Raw genomic sequence first — 17817 nt, forward strand, 5'->3', positions numbered from 1 at the left:
GACGTTCGCGGGCAAGAAGATCCTCGAGAAAAGGGTGACAAGTGGTTTACGCAGTAGTGCGCGCCGGTGGTCGGCAGGAGAAGGTTGAGGTCGGTTCGATCATCACGGTGAACCGTATTGCGGGTGACGCCCAGGGTGAGCTCGAGCTGCCCGCCGTGCTGCTCGTCGACGGTGACACGATCACCACCGACGCCTCCAAGCTCGCGAAGGTGAAGGTCACCGCTGAGGTGCTCAACGACCTCCGTGGCCCGAAGATCGTGATCCAGCGCTACAAGAACAAGACCGGTTACAAGTCCCGTCAGGGTCACCGCCAGGATCTGACCCGCCTCAAGATCACCGGCATCAAGTAACCGATTTTCTGTAGAGATTTACCAAAGGAGTAGAGACTCATGGCATCAAAGAAGGGCGTCGGCTCCAGCAAGAACGGCCGCGACTCCAACCCGCAGTACCTCGGCGTGAAGCGCTTCGGCGGCCAGCAGGTGAACGCTGGCGAGATCCTCGTGCGCCAGCGCGGTACGCGCTTCCACCCGGGTGCCAATGTCGGCCGTGGTGGCGATGACACCCTCTTCGCTCTTGCCGCTGGCGAGGTCGAGTTCGGTGCGAAGGGCGGCCGCAAGGTCGTCAACATCGTCGCAGCCGCCTAAGCGGAAGCGATAACGGCAAGGCGGGCTTCGGCTCGCCTTTTGCCGTATCTGGGGTGAGATACGTAGCTCGAACAGCATAGGGAGTTGGGAACGCGCATGGTCACGTTCGTTGATCGAGTGCAGGTGCACCTGCAGGCCGGCCGCGGCGGCGACGGCTGCGTGTCAGTGAAGCGAGAGAAGTTCAAGCCGCTCGCTGGTCCCGACGGCGGCAACGGCGGGCACGGCGGCAACATCGTGCTGTACGCCGATCCGCAGGTCACGACGCTGCTCGACTTCCACCGCCGACCTCACCGATCCGCGGAGAACGGCGGATTCGGGATGGGTGATCATCGCGCTGGTACCAACGGTGCGGAGCTCACGCTCTCCGTGCCTGTGGGCACCGTCGTCAAAGGTTCGGACGGGGAGACTCTCGTCGACCTGGTCGAAGCTGGCACACGATACGTGGTCGCCGAAGGCGGTCTCGGAGGACTCGGCAACGCCGCACTCGCCAGTACGAAGCGGAAGGCCCCGGGCTTCGCGCTCCTCGGCACGACGGGTTGGGCCGGGAGCGTCACACTCGAACTCAAGACCATCGCCGATGTGGCGCTCGTCGGTTATCCATCCGCAGGCAAGTCGAGCCTCATCGCCGCGATGAGTGCCGCGAAGCCGAAGATCGCTGACTATCCCTTCACCACGTTGCACCCCAACCTCGGGGTGGTTCAGGCGGGGGAGCACCGCTTCACCGTTGCCGACGTTCCCGGACTGATCGAGGGCGCCAGCGAAGGTAAGGGGCTCGGCCTGGACTTCCTGCGCCACGTCGAACGGTGCAGCGCCCTGTTGCACGTACTCGACTGCGCGACCCTCGAGCCCGGGCGTGATCCGGTATCTGATCTTGAGGTGATTCGGCGTGAACTCGCCGCGTATCCCGTTCCCGAAGGCCAGCTTCCGCTGCTCGAGCGCCCGCAGCTCGTCGCGCTCAACAAGATCGATGTTCCTGAGGCGCGTGAACTCGCCGACTTCGTTCGCCCTGAGCTGGAGGCGCAGGGGTACCGAGTCTTCGAGATCTCCACTGTCGCGCGAGAGGGTCTGCGCGAGTTGAGCTTCGCCCTTGCCGAACTGGTGGAACAGGCCCGTTCACGCGCACTTGAAGCGGAACCGGTGCAGCCTCGCATTGTGTTGCAGGCCAAGCGCGTCGACGACCGCGGCTTCCGCATCGCTACCGAGGGCGGCACCTATGGCACGCTTTTCCGGGTACTCGGTGTCAAGCCTGAGCGTTGGGTGGAGCAGACCGACTTCGCGAATGACGAGGCCGTCGGGTACCTGGCAGACCGCTTGCAGAAGATCGGAATCGAGGACGCGCTGGTCAAGGCTGGCGCAGTTGCCGGATCGACGGTCGTGATCGGCCCCGGCTCGGGTGTCGTCTTCGACTGGGAGCCCACGGTGACGAGTGCCGCTGAGGTGCAGGTGGGTGCTCGCGGGACCGACGATCGCATCGACGCGAGTGATCGACGCACCAACAAGCAGCGCCGCGCCGGGTATCACGAGCGCATGGACGCGAAGGCCGAAGCTCGTGCGGAGCTTGAGCGTGAGCGCGAAGCCGGGCTGTGGAGTGAGCAGTGAGCGAATCGCACGGCGCACGACTCCTCTCCGCACGACGCGTCGTGGTGAAAGTCGGCTCCTCGTCGATCAGCGGTGATAACTCGGGCCAGATTCCGCACCTCGTCAGTGCGCTCGCGCGTATGACCGCCGCGGGCGCCGAAGTGATTCTCGTGTCGAGCGGCGCGATCGCGACAGGTGTGCCCTTTCTGCGGCTGGAAGCACGCCCAGACGACCTCGCCACACAGCAGGCCGCGGCGGCGGTCGGGCAGAACATCCTGGTGAACCGGTACCAGCGCGCCCTCAGCAGTCACGACATCGTTGCGGGCCAAGTGCTCCTCACAGCGCATGATCTGGACAACCCGACACACCGCGGCAACGCGAAGCGCGCGATCGAGCGACTGCTGAATCTCCGCATACTCCCGATCATCAATGAGAATGACACGGTCGCCACTCACGAGATCCGATTCGGAGACAACGACCGTCTCGCGGCGCTCGTGTCTCGCCTGGTCGGAGCCGATCAGTTGGTGCTGCTCTCGGACGTAGACGCCCTCTACACCGCCCCTCCCACGACTGTCGGGGCCGAACGCATTCCGGTGGTGGAATACGGCGATGAGCTGGAGCATGTGGAGATCGGTGAGGCCCTGTCTGGCTGGGGCACCGGCGGCGCACGCACCAAGGTGCAGGCTGCCAGGCTCGCCGCGGAGGCTGGGGCAACGGCGCTGCTGACTGAAGCCCGGCTGCTCTCAGCGGTACTCGATGGTGCGGATCACGGTACGAGGTTCGCTGCCGCCCCGTAAGGGAGTCATGCTCGCGCTGCGGCAGCTGCGAGACCTCTGCGAGCCGGCCGATATGCTTTCGATATGCACGGTACGGATCCTTTCGTCACACTGCTCGATCAGGTGCGCCAGGGCGCACGTTCCCTCGCGCACGCGACGACGCAACAGAAGAATGATGCGCTGGCGGCAATTGCGGATGCAATCGAGCAAGGCATCGACGAAGTCGTCGCGGCAAACGCCCTCGATCTTGAAACGGGCCGCGCGTCAGGGCTTGCCCAAGGACTTCTCGACCGATTGCTGCTCGACGAAGACCGTCTACGCGGTTTGGCCCGTGCGGTGCGCGATGTGATTGCTCTGCCGGACCCGGTGGGGCAGGTCGTACGTGGCAGCACGCTCGCCAATGGGATCGCCATCAATCAGGTGCGCGTGCCCTTCGGTGTGATTGGTGCCATCTATGAGGCGCGCCCCAACGTGACCGTCGACATCGCCGCACTCGCGCTGAAGAGCGGCAACGGCGTCGTGCTCCGTGGTGGCAGCGCGGCGGAGCAGTCGAACCGTGTGCTCGTCGGCTTGATTCAGAAGGCGATTTCACGCGCGGGCCTCGACGGGGAAGCGGTGCAGACGATCGATCCGTTCGGGCGGGAGGGCGCAGCGCGACTGATGCGCGCTCGCGGGTACGTCGATGTGCTCATACCGCGCGGAAGCGCCGGCCTCATCAGCACAGTCGTGCAAGAGTCGACGGTGCCGGTGATCGAGACAGGATCCGGAATCGTTCACGTCTTCATCGACGCGAGTGCTGACGAGGAGCAGGCGGTTGCGATCGCGCTCAACTCGAAGACCCATCGTCCGAGCGTGTGCAACGCGGCCGAGACGCTCCTCGTGCATCGGGAGGCCGCGCCGAGACTGTTGTCGAGGCTCGTTCGCGAGCTGCAGAACTCGGGTGTCGTGCTGAGCGGAGACGAAGGGGCCCGTGAACTCGTCCCAGATCTCGAGAGGGCAGGGGATGCCACGTGGGAGACGGAGCATCTCGCCCTCGAAATGGGGGTTCGCGTGGTCGACTCCCTGGACGAAGCGTTGCTGCACATCGAACGGTATTCGACGCACCACACCGAGTGCATTGTGACGAGCGACTACGCCAATGCTGAGCGGTTCCTGGCCGAGGTCGACTCGGCCGCGGTGATGGTCAACGCTTCGACTCGATTCACTGACGGTGGCGAGTTCGGCTTCGGTGCTGAGGTGGGGATCTCAACGCAGAAGCTCCACGCACGCGGACCGATGGGGCTGCCGGAACTGACGAGCACGAAGTGGCTCGTGCGTGGCTCCGGCCAGATTCGCTAGTTCACGCCTTCGAGACGCTAGACTGAGTCCAGTACACCGCACACCACCAGACTGAGGAACGTCGAATGTCACTTCTCGCAACGATCACCGCTGCCGCCGAAGAGGGGCACCACATCGTCAACGAGCTGCCGTTTCCCGGCTGGGTATTCGGGGCGGCGGTGCTCGCCACGTTCACCATTCTCGCGGGTATCGTCTTCAGCTTCCGAGACGTGGCGAACCGCCACTCGGAAAAGGCAGAGGCGTACGCGCGCGAGCACGGCGGCTCCCAGGGGCATTAAACCACTGTGAGTAGCCGGCGCCGCATCGGCGTGATGGGCGGTACGTTCGACCCCATCCACCACGGACACCTCGTTGCGGCGAGTGAGGTCGCATCGCACTTCGATCTCGACGAGGTTCTCTTCGTGCCGACGGGGCAACCGTGGCAGAAGCCGAACGTCTCGGAGAGCGAGCATCGCTATCTGATGACCGTCATCGCCACTGCTTCGAACCCGAGCTTTCGGGTGAGCCGAGTAGATATCGACCGTGATGGGCCGACGTACACCGTGGACACGTTGCGGGATCTCCGCAAAGAGCTTCCTGACGCGGATCTCTTCTTCATCACGGGGGCCGACGCGGTGGAGCAGATCCTGAACTGGAAGGATGTCGAGCAGTTCTGGGAGCTGGCGCACTTCATCGCAGTGTCCCGTCCCGGGCATGAACTCTCGCTTTCTGGATTATCAGGCGAACACGTAAGCTTGTTAGAGGTGCCGGCTCTGGCGATTTCGTCGACAGACTGTCGGAGTCGCGTCTCACGCGGATTCCCGGTGTGGTATCTCGTGCCAGATGGCGTAGTGCAGTACATTGCGAAGCACGAGTTATACAAGGAGGGAGGCGACGCGTAGATGAGCGAACAGCAGGAATCACGACCGCTGACTCGACGCGAGCGGCGCTTACTCGAGATGGCCGCGGCCGAGCAGGGCAATGAAGCCCAGCCGAGCGCAGCAGATGCGCAGGAGCCGGCGGATTCTCCCAAGGACGATGCAGAGGCCCAGGCAGTCCCTGCGGCGCAAGTCGGAGGGCACCGTGGCCCAGCTGACTCATTGCATGGCACCGAATCTGCTGCTCCCGATCCTTCTCAGGATGCTGGAGACTCTGATGCGTCCGAGCCCGAGATCGATATTTCGCCTGTCGATGCAGACGGGAACCCGCGCACGCGCCGTGAGATGAGGCGCTTGCGCGAGGAAGCGTTGGAGCGGCTGGCGGCTGCCGCTGCGGCGGAAGCTTCGGACGCTCCCGATGCTGTACCCGCGGCTGAGGAGCCTGAAGCTCCGGTCGAGGAGCCTGAGGCTCCGGTCGAGGAGCCTGAGGCTCCGGCCGAACCAGAGGAAGCTGTTGCCTCGGATGCGGTTGTAGCTTCGGATGAGGCTGCTGCTCCGGAGGATGGCGACACTCCGGATGATGCTGATGTGCCGGAGGCTGCCGACGCGCCCGAGGAGAAGTCCCCGAGCGAGTCTCCGGCCGCTGCCGAAGTGCCACCGCCACCTGTTTCCGCATTCGACCGGGCTCGCGCTACGCCGCAAGCAACAACTACGGATGCTGAACCTGCCAGGAGTGATGACACCGGTCAGCAGGAAGAGAAGGCCATCGACGCGGATGACTCCGCGGGGGGTGCGGCTGACGAGCATTCAGATGATCGGAGTGCGGGAGCAGAGGGTGCCGGCTTCGACGAGATCGTAGCTCCAACCGAACCGTTTTCTCTCGAAGATCTTCGCGAGGCGGAAGGGGCGCCGGATGGAGCGGTGCCCACGGTCAGCGAACTCGTCGAAGAACCATCCTCAGCGGAACTGCCTGCCACAGAGCCTCTCGCCGAAACACCGGCTGAGGTCGCCGAAGAGAAGCCGAAATCCCGCTTGCCGTGGCGTCGAGGCAGGTCGAAGTCGAAGAATACTGCGCCGGAGCCTGAAGCTCCCGATGAGGCGAGCGATGAAATCACTGCAGACGCAGACCTTTCGGTGGCAGCTGTCGGCGATGTTTCCGAACCGGATGACTCTCAGCAGTCCAGCGCCGTGACCGATGGTCAAGAGGATGCTGGAGTCGCGGAACAGGTGGAACTTGCAGAGAGTGCTCGGGCCGACGAAGAGGCAGGGGTTCTCTCTGAGATTGTCGAAGAGAATGCTGCTGCAGACAGTTCGGAAGCGGAAGCAGGATCGAGTTCTAGCGAAGCTGAGCCGGAGCAACCCAAGCAGGGTTACTCTTTCCCGGATATCGTTCCTCCCGAGGAATGGCGGTCGGTATTCGATGACCCGTCGACTCGTGTCGTGCCGAATGCGCCTCGGACCGAGCCGGCCCAGTCAACCGGTGGCTTCGATGACCTGATTTCTCGCGCGGTGGTGGAAGAGGGGGGTACCGACGGGTCGAACACGGCGGCTCTGATCCTGCCCTCGATGCCGCAGGATGGCGGCCTTTCCGGGCCGCTCGGTGGCACCGGTGAGCTCTTCGTGACGGGCTCCATCGACTTGCCGAAGTCGATTGGCGAGACAGGTGGACATTCGTCGCTGCACGACTCCATCGAGATGGATCCGGTAGACGAGGAGCCCGGCAGCCCGCAGGCGCCGGTACCTTCCGAGAGCGACGGCGGACCCGTGTCTGCACGCCGCGCGGTGAGCGCTGTCTCGCAGACCGGTGTTCCCACGATCACCGAGGTGAAGAAGGACCGGAGCAAGTTGCCACTGGTTCTTTCCGTAACCGGTGGAACGCTGGTGCTCGGGGTCGGGGCGCTCGTTGTCTGGGGTGCGACAAATGGCTTTTTCGGTTGATCGTTTTCCGATCACTCACGACCGTCAGGCTCGGCCGTGAGCTCGGTTCGCCGGGTACGACAATTTGAAAGGCAAATGTGAACGAAACTCCTGATGTGCTGCGCCAACTCGGTATCGCGGTGCGCGCAGCCGACGACAAGGGTGCTACGGCACCCGTGGCGCTGGAGGTCGGTGAGCAATTCGGTCTGGCCGATGTGTTCCTCGTGGTGAGCGGCGCGGTCGAGCGCAATGTGCAAGCCATTTCAGATGAGATTGAGGATCGCCTGAACGCTGCAGGCGTGCGAACAGTTCGGCGCGAAGGGCGCACCGGTGGTCGGTGGGTACTGCTCGATTTCGGCGACCTGATCGTGCATGTCTTCCACGATGAAGAGCGGGAGTATTACCGGCTTGAGCGACTGTGGGGCGACTGCCCGGTGGTCGACGTCGCACCCCTGCTCGAAGAGCCCACGGATTTGCAACGGCTCCCTGACGATGGTGTAGAGTAGAGGAGTTGTCGGGGGAGCATTTCCCCGGCTTCCATGGGTCTGTGGCGCAGTTGGTAGCGCACCTGCATGGCATGCAGGGGGTCACGGGTTCGAATCCCGTCAGATCCACCATTCATCGAGAAAGCCCCGCTCAGGCGGGGCTTTCTCGATTCAGAACACTATGTGAGCTGCTGCTTCGCGTAGACGGCCATCGCGTCGCGCACATACGCGGCGGAGCTCTCGCCGTCTGCAGAGTACACAGCACCGAACCTCGGGTCGGCGACGTACATCTCACCGAGCCCGGTGAACGCCTCCGCGCTCGGGGGAGTGCCGCCCCAACCGGCGCGCACCCACTCGAATTGGCGTGCTGCAAGCCGCTGCACGTCGTCGCTGTGCACATCGAGCCCGCGCCTCGCGGCACCCGCGAAATCATTCACTAGTGCATTGAGCGCACTTCGGTGCAGCTCCTGCGCATCGGCTCCGAGCGCGTTCCACCAGGTATCGGCGGACTCGTAGGCGTCTGCTCCCCAACGCTCTTCAACCTCCTCGCGGTGCTGCGTATGGTCGAATCCTTCAAACATCTTCTCTGCCACGAGTTCTCCTTCTGCTTCGATCATGGCAATTGTGGTTCGCACGGAGCCGGCGATCGTCGCGAGGCGTGCGCGTTCTTGTTCGAGCTCCTCGACATGGTGCCGCAGGGCGTCGCCGATGTCGGTGGGTCGCTCAAGCACACGTCGGATCTCTTGGAGCCCCAGACCGAGGCCGCGCAGTACGAGGATTCTCTGGAGGCGCAGCAGCGCCTCCGCATCGTAGAACCGCTGGCCCGCGGCCCCGGTGCGACTCGGTTCGAGCAGGCCGACGCGCTGGTAGTGTCTGAGCGCTCGGCTGGTGATACCGGAGCTCTTCGTCACTTCCTGAATCGACCAGACCTGATCCGACATCGTGTGCACCTCTCATATCGTGTTCCGTACATCGATCACAATTTCAGTTGACGTCGCGTCAAGCGCAATCTTAGATTTTGCAGAATCGAAGGTGGCACACCGTGCTTACCGGCTGAGGTGTTGTTCTCTTCCGATCCGAGATAGAATCGTTACATTGTGTCTTCAGTCCTCCACACCTCCGCCCCGGGCGCGACCCGTTGGTCGCGGATACGCGGCACGGCAGCCGCGTTGGCGGTCGTGGTATTTCTCGGAGCAGCGGCCACCGCGCCGCTGTCACTCTCCGGCGCATCCGCAGTCGACGGACGAGCGTCCATGATGTCGCAGCAGGAGCAGGGCATCGTCTCTGCTGATGGGTGGGAGCCCGCGCTCGACGTGGAGAGATCAGGTGTGGAGGAGAGCGCGGGCGGCGATCAGTCCTCCGGCGGCGCCGCGAAGAAGTCCTCGTCCAAGGCGCTCTATTCCCTCGAACGATTCATGTTCAGCGGTGTCGTGAACTGGGGTGGGTACCGCTTCACGTACTACAGTCAGCAGGTGCTGCCCGGGGAGGGGCTGCAGATTCCCGGACGGCATGTGAACGATGGCGGATTTGTCAGCGACGCCGACGGATATATCGTGCTCGCCGGCGACGCGCCGAAGGGCACCGTGTTCGAGACCCCGTTCGGACACCCGGGCAAGATCTACGATCGCGGCACGTTTGGCACCCACCTCGACGTGTACATCCGATGAGCTCGTAGCTTCAGCGGGACTGTGCTTCAACCGGTTCGAGCTTCCTCGCCTCGACGCAGGAGGACCTCGCGGAGCACCACAGCATGATTCATTTCGGGATCCTTCGCACCGTAGACGAGCGTGACCCGTTGATGCTCCTGCGCAAGTGCGAGGAGCTCGTCGAGCGCCTCTCGCGCCGGCGATTCGGCGAGTTCGTCTCGATAGTGCGCGGAGAAGGCTTCGAACCCCGCATCCGTGCGCCCCTGCGGGTCCGCGTGCCAAGATCGCCGTAACTCTGCACTCGGAGCGGAATTCTTCGCCCAGAGGTCGAGGTGTGCCTGCTCCTTCGAGATGCCACGAGGCCAGAGTCGGTCGACGAGCACCCTGCAGTGATCTTCGGGAGCGGGCGGCTCATAGACCCGTTTGAGTGCGATGTCCATGCCGGCAGCGCCCTTACTCGCTCTGCAGGCGTTGCACTGCGAAGGCGACCGCGTGCTCGATCCCCTCCGGTTGTCCTTGCGAAGCGAGCAGGCCGGGTACGAAGTCTCGCGGCGCTGGATGCCAAGGCAGATCGGCGAGGTAGGCCTCGTGCGCCTCGAGTGATGCGACCGCGCGTTCGACTCCCTCGGATGAGACCCGAAGGTAATGCGTCGGAGCCGTTCCGGTGAGCAGGTGCCAGGATGCCGACCACGGCGCCAGATCCTCCTCGTGAATCTGCTCGGGGAAGACCCAGCGATTACCCGCATCGCGAACCGCGTCGACCGTCGCGAGCCCGACTGCCCGATGATCGGCGTGATCGATGCCCCAGGCGACGTGAACGGCGCCGCTTCCGCTGATGACGACGTCCGGTTGGAACGCTCGGATCTCGCGAGCAATGGCCCGACGGAGCGGGATGCCGTATTCGACGATGCCATCGGGGAAGTCGAGGATCGTGAGCCGTTCGACCCCCACGGCTTCGCAGGCGCGCCACTGCTCATCTCGTCGAAGTGGTCCGGCCTCTTCGGGCGGGCGCTGCATGCCGGCCTCACCGGCGGTCAGCAAGAGATACCCGACCTCGATATCTCGGTCGGTCCACATGGAGACCGCCGCCGAGGTCCCGTATTCGATGTCGTCAGGATGAGCAACGACCACGAGCACTCGTCGAAAGTCATCGTCTTCAAGCTCGGCGAGTGGTGTCGAAGGGGGCTGCAATGTTGCCGAATCAGTCATGCGCTCAGGATAGGCGGCACTGCATTCGGGCGACAAGGCCCATCAAGCCTCGAGATCGGGTATGGTGAGGAATGCCCGTGGCGTGCTCAATGGCGAGTTGCGTCCGGGTCTTGTTCGATTCGCTACAGTTCAGCGTCGCAGAGCTGGAAGTACCGGGCTCAGATCTGTCCAGATTTCTCGGTTATCGCACGCGCCTCACGTCGAATGTTCTCTGCGGCGCCACGTAGGCCTCCTGGGATTCCACGAGGCGCAGTTCACGAGAGTCTGCCAGCATGGTGTTCTCGAGCAGCTCATAGACGCTCGCGGTTGTTCGTGAGAGCGAGTCGGCGAGGTCACCCGTGCGTCGGAGGTGTGCGGAGAAGAGTGCAGCTGTCACGTCGCCGGATCCGCTCGGCGTGGTGTCGAGCAGTGGCGTCTGCACTATCCAGGCCTCTTCACTCGTGGCAGCGAGCATTTCGATCGTGCCCTCGGGTCGATCTGGTCGCTTGAGGCTGGTCACCAGCACGGTAGACGGGCCTCGTGAGATGACGCGATCTACGGCCTCCAGGGTCGATGCGACCGTGTCGGGGTCAGTACCGGTGAGATAACCCAGCTCGAACTGGTTCGGCGTGATGACATCGGCATGCGGGATAACGCGATCTCGGAACAGGTCGTGAATCTCGGGGGAGACCACGCAACCGGTATCGATGTTTCCCATGACAGGGTCGCAGGCGTAGATCGCCTCGGGGTTGCGCTGCTTCACACGCCCCACGGTCTCGAGCACGGCATCGCCGATACCGCTGCCGCCCAGGTAGCCGGACAGCACCGCGTCTACGCCGTCGAGGCCACCGCGCCGTTCGACACCGTCCACGATGTCGATCACCTCGTCCGCGCTCAGGGCGCGGCCCGTCCAGTCGCCGTATCCGGTGTGGTTCGAAAAGTAGACCGTGAACACTGGCATGACCTCGACACCGATGCGCTGCAAGGGGAACATGGCGGCCGAGTTGCCGACATGACCATAAGCGACTGCGGACTGTATCGAGAGGAATTTCATGTGTCGATCTTGCCACCGCACCGCTCGGTGGTCCATTTCCTCGCGAACTGAATGGACCACGCTTGTTTCTGCTCCGATCCAGAAGGTGCGAGGAGGAACGGGAACAACGGCGTGGGAGGATGGGACGCATGGCCGTCGATACCGTACCGGGGAGTGCTGCTCAAGGGGCCGGGCGGTATGCGCCGAGCCCCTCGGGGGATCTGCACCTCGGCAACCTGCGTACCGCACTCGTCGCTTGGCTCTTCGCGCGTTCGACGGGACGCCGCTTCCTGATGCGAATCGAGGATCTGGATCGGGCGCGCGACAGCGGGGCAGCGGAGTCGCAACTCGCCGATCTTGCGGACATAGGCATTGACTGGGACGGTGACCCCGTTCGCCAGACGAACCAGCAGGCGCGCTACGCAGAGGCGATCAGGTGCCTGGCCGAGCAGGGTCTCGTCTACGAGTGCACCTGTTCGCGGAAAGACATCCTCGCAGCACCGACTGCGCCGCATGCACCTCCGGGCGCATATCCCGGCACCTGCAGAGATCGCGGAGATGCCGAGCGCGCGGCGGCCCGAGCATCGATCTCTCCTCGGCTCCCGGCCTTGCGGTTGCGTGCGCCGCAAGGATCAGCCGCTGAGTACGGTTTCGACGACCTCATTCGAGGCCCGGTGCGCGGTGAGATCGATGATCTGGTGTTGCAACGCGGCGACGGGACGGTCGCATACAACCTCGCCGCGGTGATCGATGATGCGGAGTCAGGGGTCGATCAGGTGGTTCGCGGTGACGATCTCGTCTCATCGACTCCGCGTCAGATCATGCTGCAGCAGCTCCTGGGCCTGCCGACGCCCAGCTACGCGCACGTGCCGCTCGTGCTGGGGTCGAGCGGTGCGCGTCTCGCCAAGCGCGATGGGGCCGTGACGTTGCGAGAGCTTCGGGATCAGGGAACCGACGCCGCGATGCTCAGAGGTGTGCTCGCGACCTCGCTCGGGTTAGCCGAGCGAGGCGAGCAACCGGAAATGGCGACGCTGCTCGAGCGCTTCTCGCCGCAGTCGCTGCCGCGCACGCCGTGGACGTGGGAAGGCGCCGACTCGCTTCGCGGAGAGGACCCTGCTTAGCGCTTGCCGCGCAGGCCGCGCAGGATCCTGCCCACTGCACGACCCGCCACCCACACGAGGGGGATGGCGACGGCGAGCAGTGCGATGGTGTTCGGCTCGAAGCGAGTCACCCCGGAACGGGAGACGTAGGCTCCGATCGGCACGGCGTATCCGCCGCCACCGCCGCCGGATCCGGACAGGTCCTTCTCTGCGCCGTCTTCGGCGCCGCCTTCGCCCGCGCCGAAGCCGTAGGCCGCAAGAGCGACGGGGAGCACCGTCGTGCCGTCGAGATCGATCGCTTCGCCGTAGGCGGTATCCACGCCGACGGTCGAGACGGTTTCCGCGATTTCCTTCGTGATGTGAGCCATGGTCTCAGCCTACGCCCTCGAGGTGCTCAGGTCACAGGGTCGGGCCGCGGCTCGCAGAGGACCCTCAGCGAGTTCCCGTCCGCCGGTCGGCGACGAGGCTGCCGAGCACCATCACGATGCCGAACACCGCAAGGATTGCTCCGGCCCAGAGTGGAGCACGGAAGCCAAGCCCGGCAGAGATGACGGCAGCCGCGAGCGCCGCGCCCACACCGTTACCGATGTTGAGCGCCGAATGGTTGAGCGCTGCAGCGAGAGTCTGGGCATCACGGGCCACATCCATGAGCCGCACCTGCACCAGCGGTCCCATCGTCGAGCTCACGACGCCCAGAAGCATCAGCCCGGCGATGAGCGCGATGGGAGACTCGGCGGTCAGCGCGATCACGCCGAGCATGATCGCAAAGAGGGGCATGATTCGAGCGAGGCTGCGCAGCGGTGAGCGATCGGCGAGGCGACCCCCGATGACAGTGCCGACCGTCATGCCGACGCCGATCGCGGCGAGCGTCCAAGGCACGGTCGAGATCGAGAGACCGGCAACCTCGGTGACGAGCGGGGACACGTAGCTGTAAGCGGCGAAGAAGCCACCGAATCCGATCGCGCCGATGCCGATGGCGAGCCAGACTCGGCCGCTTGCGAGCGCCGAAAGCTCAGATCGGATGGTCGCTCCCGGTTGTCCGGGCTGCGCCGGCACCGTCGCTGCGATCGCTACGGTCGCGCAAGCGAAGATGGCCGCGACGACGAAGTAGGCCACTCGCCAGTTGAACGCCTGTCCCAGCGCAGTGACCAGTGGCACGCCGATGATGTTTGCGATCGTCAGCCCGAGAAGCACCGAGGCCACACCGCGCCCGCGTTTCCCCGGCCCCATGAGGTCGGCGGCGGCCAGAGACGCGATGCCGAAGTATGCTCCGTGGGGAAGCCCCGCGAGGAAGCGGGCGACCACTGCGGTTTCCAGTGTGGGGGCCATCGCCGAGACCGCGGTGAGTACCGTGAACGAAACGCCGAGCCAGAGCAGCACCACCTTCCTCGGGTACTTCGCAACCCACGCCGCGATCGTGGGGGCACCGACGACCACGCCGAGCGCGTACGCGGAGATGAGGATGCCGACGCGCCCGAGTGCGGTCTCAGGCTGCGACGCGTACTGCTCGGGGAGCAGATTCTGGGCGATCTCGGGAAGCAGGCCCATCGCAGCGAACTCGGTGGCTCCGATACCGAAGCCGCCGAGTGCGAGAGCGACAAGTGCCGGGAGAACCGAGCGGCGGGCCTTCACTCCTCGTGACCGTACCGGCCGCGGCGTGGGCTCACGGCATCGGGGCGCTTGGGGAGGATCCCGTCACCCGACGACTGGTGGCGAATACGGCGGATCACCCACGGGACGAGATACTCACGTGCCCACACCACATCGTCCTTGCGCGCCTGGCGCCAACTGCGCACGGGAAGGGGCGGGGGATCCAGGGGCTCCAAGTCGTGCGGAACGTTGAGTGCGTCGAGCGCGGCCCGGGCGATCGTGTGGTGACCGAGCGCGTTCAAGTGGAGACGATCACCAGCCCAGTAGCGGCTGTCTTGCAGCTCTTCGAGCGCCCACTGGTCCACGACTACGCAGTCATGGCGTTGAGCGATCTTACGGACGTTCTCATTGAAAATCGCGACCTTGCCCCGGATGGAACGAAACACCGGTTGGAACGCGGTGTCGACCCCGGTGAAGAGCAGCAGAGTGGCATCACCCTCGCGCAGGCGCTCCACGACGCGCTCGAGCTTGGCGGTGACCTCGTCGGGATCGGTGCCAGGGCGGATGACGTCATTGCCTCCGGCGCACAGGCTGATGAGATCGGGCCGCAGGTCCAGGGCCGGCTCGATCTGCTCCTCCGCGATCTGCTTGATGAGCTTGCCCCGCACCGCGAGATTCGCATATGCGAACTCGTCGTCATAGCCGCTCAGCACTTCGGCCACGCGGTCTGCCCAACCGCGCAAACCGCCGGGGCTCTCGGGCTCCGGGTCACCGACACCCTCGGTGAATGAATCACCGAGGGCAACGAAGCGCGACCATGGGAGCTCCGGTGATTCAGTAGAGGACATAGCAGCTAGTCTAGAACGTCGTGATGGATTCGGAGCACGGCCTGCATCTCCCGGGCACTAGCGCCGCCGAACACCTGCCTCCCGCGTACCCCGAACGCGCAGCGAGAGGCACCGCCGGCAGCCTGCGCGCCTGGCAGGAGGAGGCCATCAAGAGGTATCTGGAGGTTGCGCCGCGCGACTTCCTGGCATCGGCGACCCCGGGAGCGGGGAAGACGACATTCGCGCTCAGGCTTGCCGCGATCCTGCGCGCAGCTCGTACGGTCACCCAGATCGTCGTCGTTGCTCCGACGGAGCATCTGAAAACTCAGTGGGCGGATGCTGCTGCACGAGCCGGCATTCGGATCAATCCGCACTACTCCAACAACGACGGGCTTGCATACGGGCGCCAGTATCACGGTGTCGCCGTCACCTACGCCCAGGTTGCGATGAAGCCGATTCAGCACCGGATGCTCACCGAGAGCGCCGACACTCTGGTGATCCTTGATGAGGTGCATCACGGCGGTGACGCCCTCAGCTGGGGTGACGCGATCCGTGAGGCCTACGGGTCAGCGAAGCGACGTCTCTCGCTCACGGGTACGCCGTTCCGTTCCGACGATGCCCCGATCCCGTTCGTGCAGTACGCCCCGCAGGGCGACGGTTCGAAGATCTCTGTCACAGATTACGACTACGGCTACGGGCGCGCATTGGCCGACGGCATCGTGCGCCCGGTCATCTTCATGGTCTACGCGGGCCAGATGCGCTGGCAGACGTCGGCCGGAGAGGAGATGGAGGCGCGTCTCGGCGAAGGCAACACCAAAGACATCACCGCTCAGGCGTGGCGCACGGCGCTCGATCCGGCAGGCGAATGGATCGCCAAGGTACTGCATGCTGCCGATCGCCGTCTCACCGAGGTGCGCCAGCAGATCCCGGATGCCGGTGGTCTTGTCATCGCGACCGACCATGCATCTGCCAAGGCCTATGCGTCCCAGCTCCAGGAGATCACTGGAGAGCAGGTTGCCCTGATTCTCTCGGACGATTCCGGTGCCAGCCAGAGGATCGACGAATTCTCGGCAGGGGAGAGCCGATGGATGGTGGCCGTCCGAATGGTCTCGGAGGGCGTCGACGTGCCCCGTCTCGCAGTCGGTGTCTACGCGACCAGTTCATCGACGCCGCTCTTCTTCGCGCAGGCTATCGGTCGTTTCGTGCGGTCCCGCCGCCGAGGCGAGGTCGCTTCGGTGTTCATTCCGAACGTGCCCGCGCTCATGCAGCTCGCGGCAGAGCTCGAGAAGGAACGCGGGCATGTACTCGAGGGGCCGAAGAGCACCGAAGAGATGTGGGACGCCGAGGCGGTCCTGATGGCCGAGGCCGAACGTGAGGATCGAGCCTCTTCCGACCTTGCAGAAGGCGAGTTCGTCTACCAGGCTCTGGGGTCGGATGCACATTTCGACCGGGCCGTGTTCGATGGTGCAGAGTTCGGAGGCTATGCCGAAGTTGAGACCGAAGAGGAACTCGACTTCCTCGGCTTCCCGGGACTGCTCGAACCGCAGGAAGTGCGCGCCTTGTTGCAGCAACGGCAGGCCAGGCAGGCACGGCGTAGCGCACAGAGGCAGGGGATTCTCGAACACGCCCCCGAGCGGGCCGAGCGCCCCGAAGCGTTGCACCGCACCCTAGGGGACCAGAGAAAGCTGCTGAACTCGCTCGTCGGGATGTGGTCGCGGGCCTCTGGTGAGCCGCACGGAGCCATCCACACCGAGCTGCGGAGAATCTGCGGCGGCCCCGCGGTTCCGCAAGCGACCGTGACGCAGCTGCAGAAGCGAATTGAGCTGTTGCGCCGTCGACTGAGTCCGTAGCCTCAACACCGGGCGTGCTGGGATCCCCTCGCATAGGATCGAGGGCGTGGGAAGGCGGGCAAGATCAGCAACCGGCGTTGGAGCGACGCCGGCGACCAGTGCACTCGTACACCTCGGCATGTCGTACGAAGTGCGCAGTTACGAGCACGATCCGGCAGTGAAAGATTTCGGCGCTGAAGCAGTCGAGAAGCTTGAGGCGGACCCGAACCGGGTATTCAAGACATTGCTCGCCGAGGTTGATGGTTCACTCGTCGTGGCCGTCGTTCCAGTGACGGGACGGCTCGACCTGAAGGCGCTCGCCGCAGCGTGCGGAGGCAAACGCGCGCTCATGGCCGATCCCGCCGTTGCAGAACGAAAGACCGGATACACGGTTGGCGGGATCAGTCCGATCGGGCAGCGCACGCGTCTGCCGACAGTCATCGATGAGTCGGCCAGGTCGTTCGCGACCGTACTCGTGTCAGGGGGCCGTCGAGGCTTCGACATCGAACTCGATCCGAATGATCTGGTACGCGCGACCACCGCAGTGTGGGCGGTCGTCGCCCGGCAGAATTGACCCGTCACATGCCCGGAAACACAGGGCTTCGTATTGGCGCGAGTACGACGCGCCCGGCAGCCGCGCAGAACCCGGCCGGATTCGTTCTGCAATCGAATCCGTGCTAAGTTATTCTCTGTTCGGCCGATGATGGCCCGGACCATTCGCGCGGGTGGCGGAATTGGCAGACGCGCTAGCTTGAGGTGCTAGTGCCCGTATTAGGGCGTGGGGGTTCAAGTCCCCCCTCGCGCACGCGAATGAATAACAACCCTTGACACTGGGACTGAACTCCGGCGTCAAGGGTTGTTGTCGTTGAAACCGCTCGAAACGGAACCGTGAGTCGAACTTTCCTGGTTTCAGGTTCTCGGGTCCTGGCGATCGCCGCGGCCGATATGAGGTCCGGAAAATGAGGCGAGGGTCGAGAAACCGACGCAAGATTCAGATCTCGCGCAAGTT

The 17817-nt window shown here is 64.4% G+C and carries 20 protein-coding genes and 2 tRNA genes; 15 read left to right on the plus strand and 7 right to left on the minus strand.

Going from position 1 to position 17817, the window contains the following annotated elements; all coding sequences use genetic code 11:
• Nucleotides 1-41: 41 nt before the first annotated feature.
• The 10 genes from rplU (at nucleotide 42) to ACUYV6_RS03310 (ending at nucleotide 7727) form a co-directional block, all read left to right on the plus strand.
• The gene (gene rplU / locus ACUYV6_RS03265; RefSeq protein ID WP_449277223.1) at nucleotides 42-350 is read left to right on the plus strand and encodes a 50S ribosomal protein L21; all 309 of its coding nucleotides are present in this window, start codon (nucleotides 42-44) and stop codon (nucleotides 348-350) included.
• 39 nt (nucleotides 351-389) lie between these two features.
• The gene (gene rpmA / locus ACUYV6_RS03270; protein WP_449277224.1) at nucleotides 390-644 is read left to right on the plus strand and encodes a 50S ribosomal protein L27; all 255 of its coding nucleotides are present in this window, start codon (nucleotides 390-392) and stop codon (nucleotides 642-644) included.
• 96 nt (nucleotides 645-740) lie between these two features.
• Nucleotides 741-2243, plus strand: a complete 1503-nt coding sequence (obgE, locus tag ACUYV6_RS03275; protein ID WP_449277225.1) for a GTPase ObgE — start codon at nucleotides 741-743, stop codon at nucleotides 2241-2243.
• Nucleotides 2240-3019 (plus strand): glutamate 5-kinase, encoded by a 780-nt coding sequence (gene proB / locus ACUYV6_RS03280; protein ID WP_449277226.1) that lies wholly within the window; start codon nucleotides 2240-2242, stop codon nucleotides 3017-3019. The genes obgE and proB overlap by 4 nt, the downstream gene beginning before the upstream one ends.
• A 63-nt stretch (nucleotides 3020-3082) precedes the next feature.
• The gene (locus ACUYV6_RS03285) at nucleotides 3083-4336 is read left to right on the plus strand and encodes a glutamate-5-semialdehyde dehydrogenase (protein ID WP_449277227.1); all 1254 of its coding nucleotides are present in this window, start codon (nucleotides 3083-3085) and stop codon (nucleotides 4334-4336) included.
• A gap of 65 nt (nucleotides 4337-4401) precedes the next feature.
• On the plus strand, nucleotides 4402-4614 hold the full coding sequence (locus ACUYV6_RS03290) for a hypothetical protein (RefSeq protein WP_449277228.1): 213 nt from the start codon (nucleotides 4402-4404) through the stop codon (nucleotides 4612-4614).
• 6 nt (nucleotides 4615-4620) lie between these two features.
• Nucleotides 4621-5217 (plus strand): nicotinate-nucleotide adenylyltransferase, encoded by a 597-nt coding sequence (nadD, locus tag ACUYV6_RS03295; protein WP_449277229.1) that lies wholly within the window; start codon nucleotides 4621-4623, stop codon nucleotides 5215-5217.
• The gene (locus ACUYV6_RS03300; RefSeq protein WP_449277230.1) at nucleotides 5218-7131 is read left to right on the plus strand and encodes a hypothetical protein; all 1914 of its coding nucleotides are present in this window, start codon (nucleotides 5218-5220) and stop codon (nucleotides 7129-7131) included. It begins immediately after the preceding gene.
• 77 nt (nucleotides 7132-7208) lie between these two features.
• Nucleotides 7209-7616: a ribosome silencing factor gene (gene rsfS, locus ACUYV6_RS03305; protein WP_449277231.1), complete on the plus strand. Its 408-nt coding sequence runs from the start codon at nucleotides 7209-7211 to the stop codon at nucleotides 7614-7616.
• A 35-nt stretch (nucleotides 7617-7651) separates the two neighbouring features.
• A tRNA-Ala gene (locus tag ACUYV6_RS03310) sits at nucleotides 7652-7727 on the plus strand.
• A gap of 47 nt (nucleotides 7728-7774) precedes the next feature.
• Here the strand turns inward: ACUYV6_RS03310 and ACUYV6_RS03315 are convergent.
• The gene (locus ACUYV6_RS03315; protein ID WP_449277232.1) at nucleotides 7775-8536 is read right to left on the minus strand and encodes a MerR family transcriptional regulator; all 762 of its coding nucleotides are present in this window, start codon (nucleotides 8534-8536) and stop codon (nucleotides 7775-7777) included.
• A 156-nt stretch (nucleotides 8537-8692) separates the two neighbouring features.
• Between ACUYV6_RS03315 and ACUYV6_RS03320 the strand changes: the two genes are divergently transcribed.
• Nucleotides 8693-9262 carry a hypothetical protein gene (locus ACUYV6_RS03320; RefSeq protein ID WP_449277233.1) on the plus strand — a complete coding sequence of 190 codons (570 nt, stop codon included), beginning with the start codon at nucleotides 8693-8695 and terminating at the stop codon, nucleotides 9260-9262.
• A gap of 26 nt (nucleotides 9263-9288) precedes the next feature.
• Here ACUYV6_RS03320 and ACUYV6_RS03325 read toward each other — a convergent pair whose 3' ends face one another.
• From ACUYV6_RS03325 to pdxY, 3 genes are all read right to left on the minus strand, one after another.
• Nucleotides 9289-9681, minus strand: coding sequence for a DUF488 domain-containing protein (locus ACUYV6_RS03325; protein WP_449277234.1), 393 nt, complete (start codon nucleotides 9679-9681; stop codon nucleotides 9289-9291).
• A 13-nt stretch (nucleotides 9682-9694) separates the two neighbouring features.
• Nucleotides 9695-10450 carry a PIG-L deacetylase family protein gene (locus tag ACUYV6_RS03330; protein WP_449277235.1) on the minus strand — a complete coding sequence of 252 codons (756 nt, stop codon included), beginning with the start codon at nucleotides 10448-10450 and terminating at the stop codon, nucleotides 9695-9697.
• 181 nt (nucleotides 10451-10631) lie between these two features.
• Nucleotides 10632-11483, minus strand: a complete 852-nt coding sequence (gene pdxY / locus ACUYV6_RS03335; protein WP_449277236.1) for a pyridoxal kinase PdxY — start codon at nucleotides 11481-11483, stop codon at nucleotides 10632-10634.
• A 128-nt stretch (nucleotides 11484-11611) separates the two neighbouring features.
• On the opposite strand from pdxY, the gene gluQRS reads away from it, so the two are divergent.
• Nucleotides 11612-12583, plus strand: a complete 972-nt coding sequence (gene gluQRS, locus ACUYV6_RS03340; protein WP_449277237.1) for a tRNA glutamyl-Q(34) synthetase GluQRS — start codon at nucleotides 11612-11614, stop codon at nucleotides 12581-12583.
• Here the strand turns inward: gluQRS and ACUYV6_RS03345 are convergent.
• From ACUYV6_RS03345 to ACUYV6_RS03355, 3 genes are all read right to left on the minus strand, one after another.
• A complete protein-coding gene (locus ACUYV6_RS03345; protein WP_449277238.1) occupies nucleotides 12580-12930 on the minus strand; it encodes a spore germination protein GerW family protein in 351 nt (116 codons plus the stop codon). The genes gluQRS and ACUYV6_RS03345 overlap by 4 nt on opposite strands.
• 64 nt (nucleotides 12931-12994) lie before the next feature.
• The gene (locus ACUYV6_RS03350; protein ID WP_449277239.1) at nucleotides 12995-14194 is read right to left on the minus strand and encodes an MFS transporter; all 1200 of its coding nucleotides are present in this window, start codon (nucleotides 14192-14194) and stop codon (nucleotides 12995-12997) included.
• Nucleotides 14191-15000 carry an SGNH/GDSL hydrolase family protein gene (locus tag ACUYV6_RS03355; protein WP_449277240.1) on the minus strand — a complete coding sequence of 270 codons (810 nt, stop codon included), beginning with the start codon at nucleotides 14998-15000 and terminating at the stop codon, nucleotides 14191-14193. Before ACUYV6_RS03355 ends, ACUYV6_RS03350 begins: the two co-directional genes overlap by 4 nt.
• A 23-nt stretch (nucleotides 15001-15023) precedes the next feature.
• Here ACUYV6_RS03355 and ACUYV6_RS03360 point away from each other — a divergent pair, with 23 nt between their 5' ends.
• The 3 genes from ACUYV6_RS03360 to ACUYV6_RS03370 all read left to right on the plus strand — a co-directional run bounded on the left by ACUYV6_RS03360 (nucleotide 15024) and on the right by ACUYV6_RS03370 (nucleotide 17613).
• Nucleotides 15024-16829, plus strand: a complete 1806-nt coding sequence (locus ACUYV6_RS03360; protein WP_449277241.1) for a DEAD/DEAH box helicase — start codon at nucleotides 15024-15026, stop codon at nucleotides 16827-16829.
• Nucleotides 16830-16875: 46 nt separating this feature from the next.
• Nucleotides 16876-17382 (plus strand): Cys-tRNA(Pro) deacylase, encoded by a 507-nt coding sequence (ybaK, locus tag ACUYV6_RS03365; protein ID WP_449277242.1) that lies wholly within the window; start codon nucleotides 16876-16878, stop codon nucleotides 17380-17382.
• Between the two features lie 145 nt (nucleotides 17383-17527).
• A tRNA-Leu gene (locus tag ACUYV6_RS03370) sits at nucleotides 17528-17613 on the plus strand.
• Nucleotides 17614-17817: the final 204 nt, after the last annotated feature.

It is taken from the genome of Leucobacter sp. GX24907 (assembly GCF_053567335.1).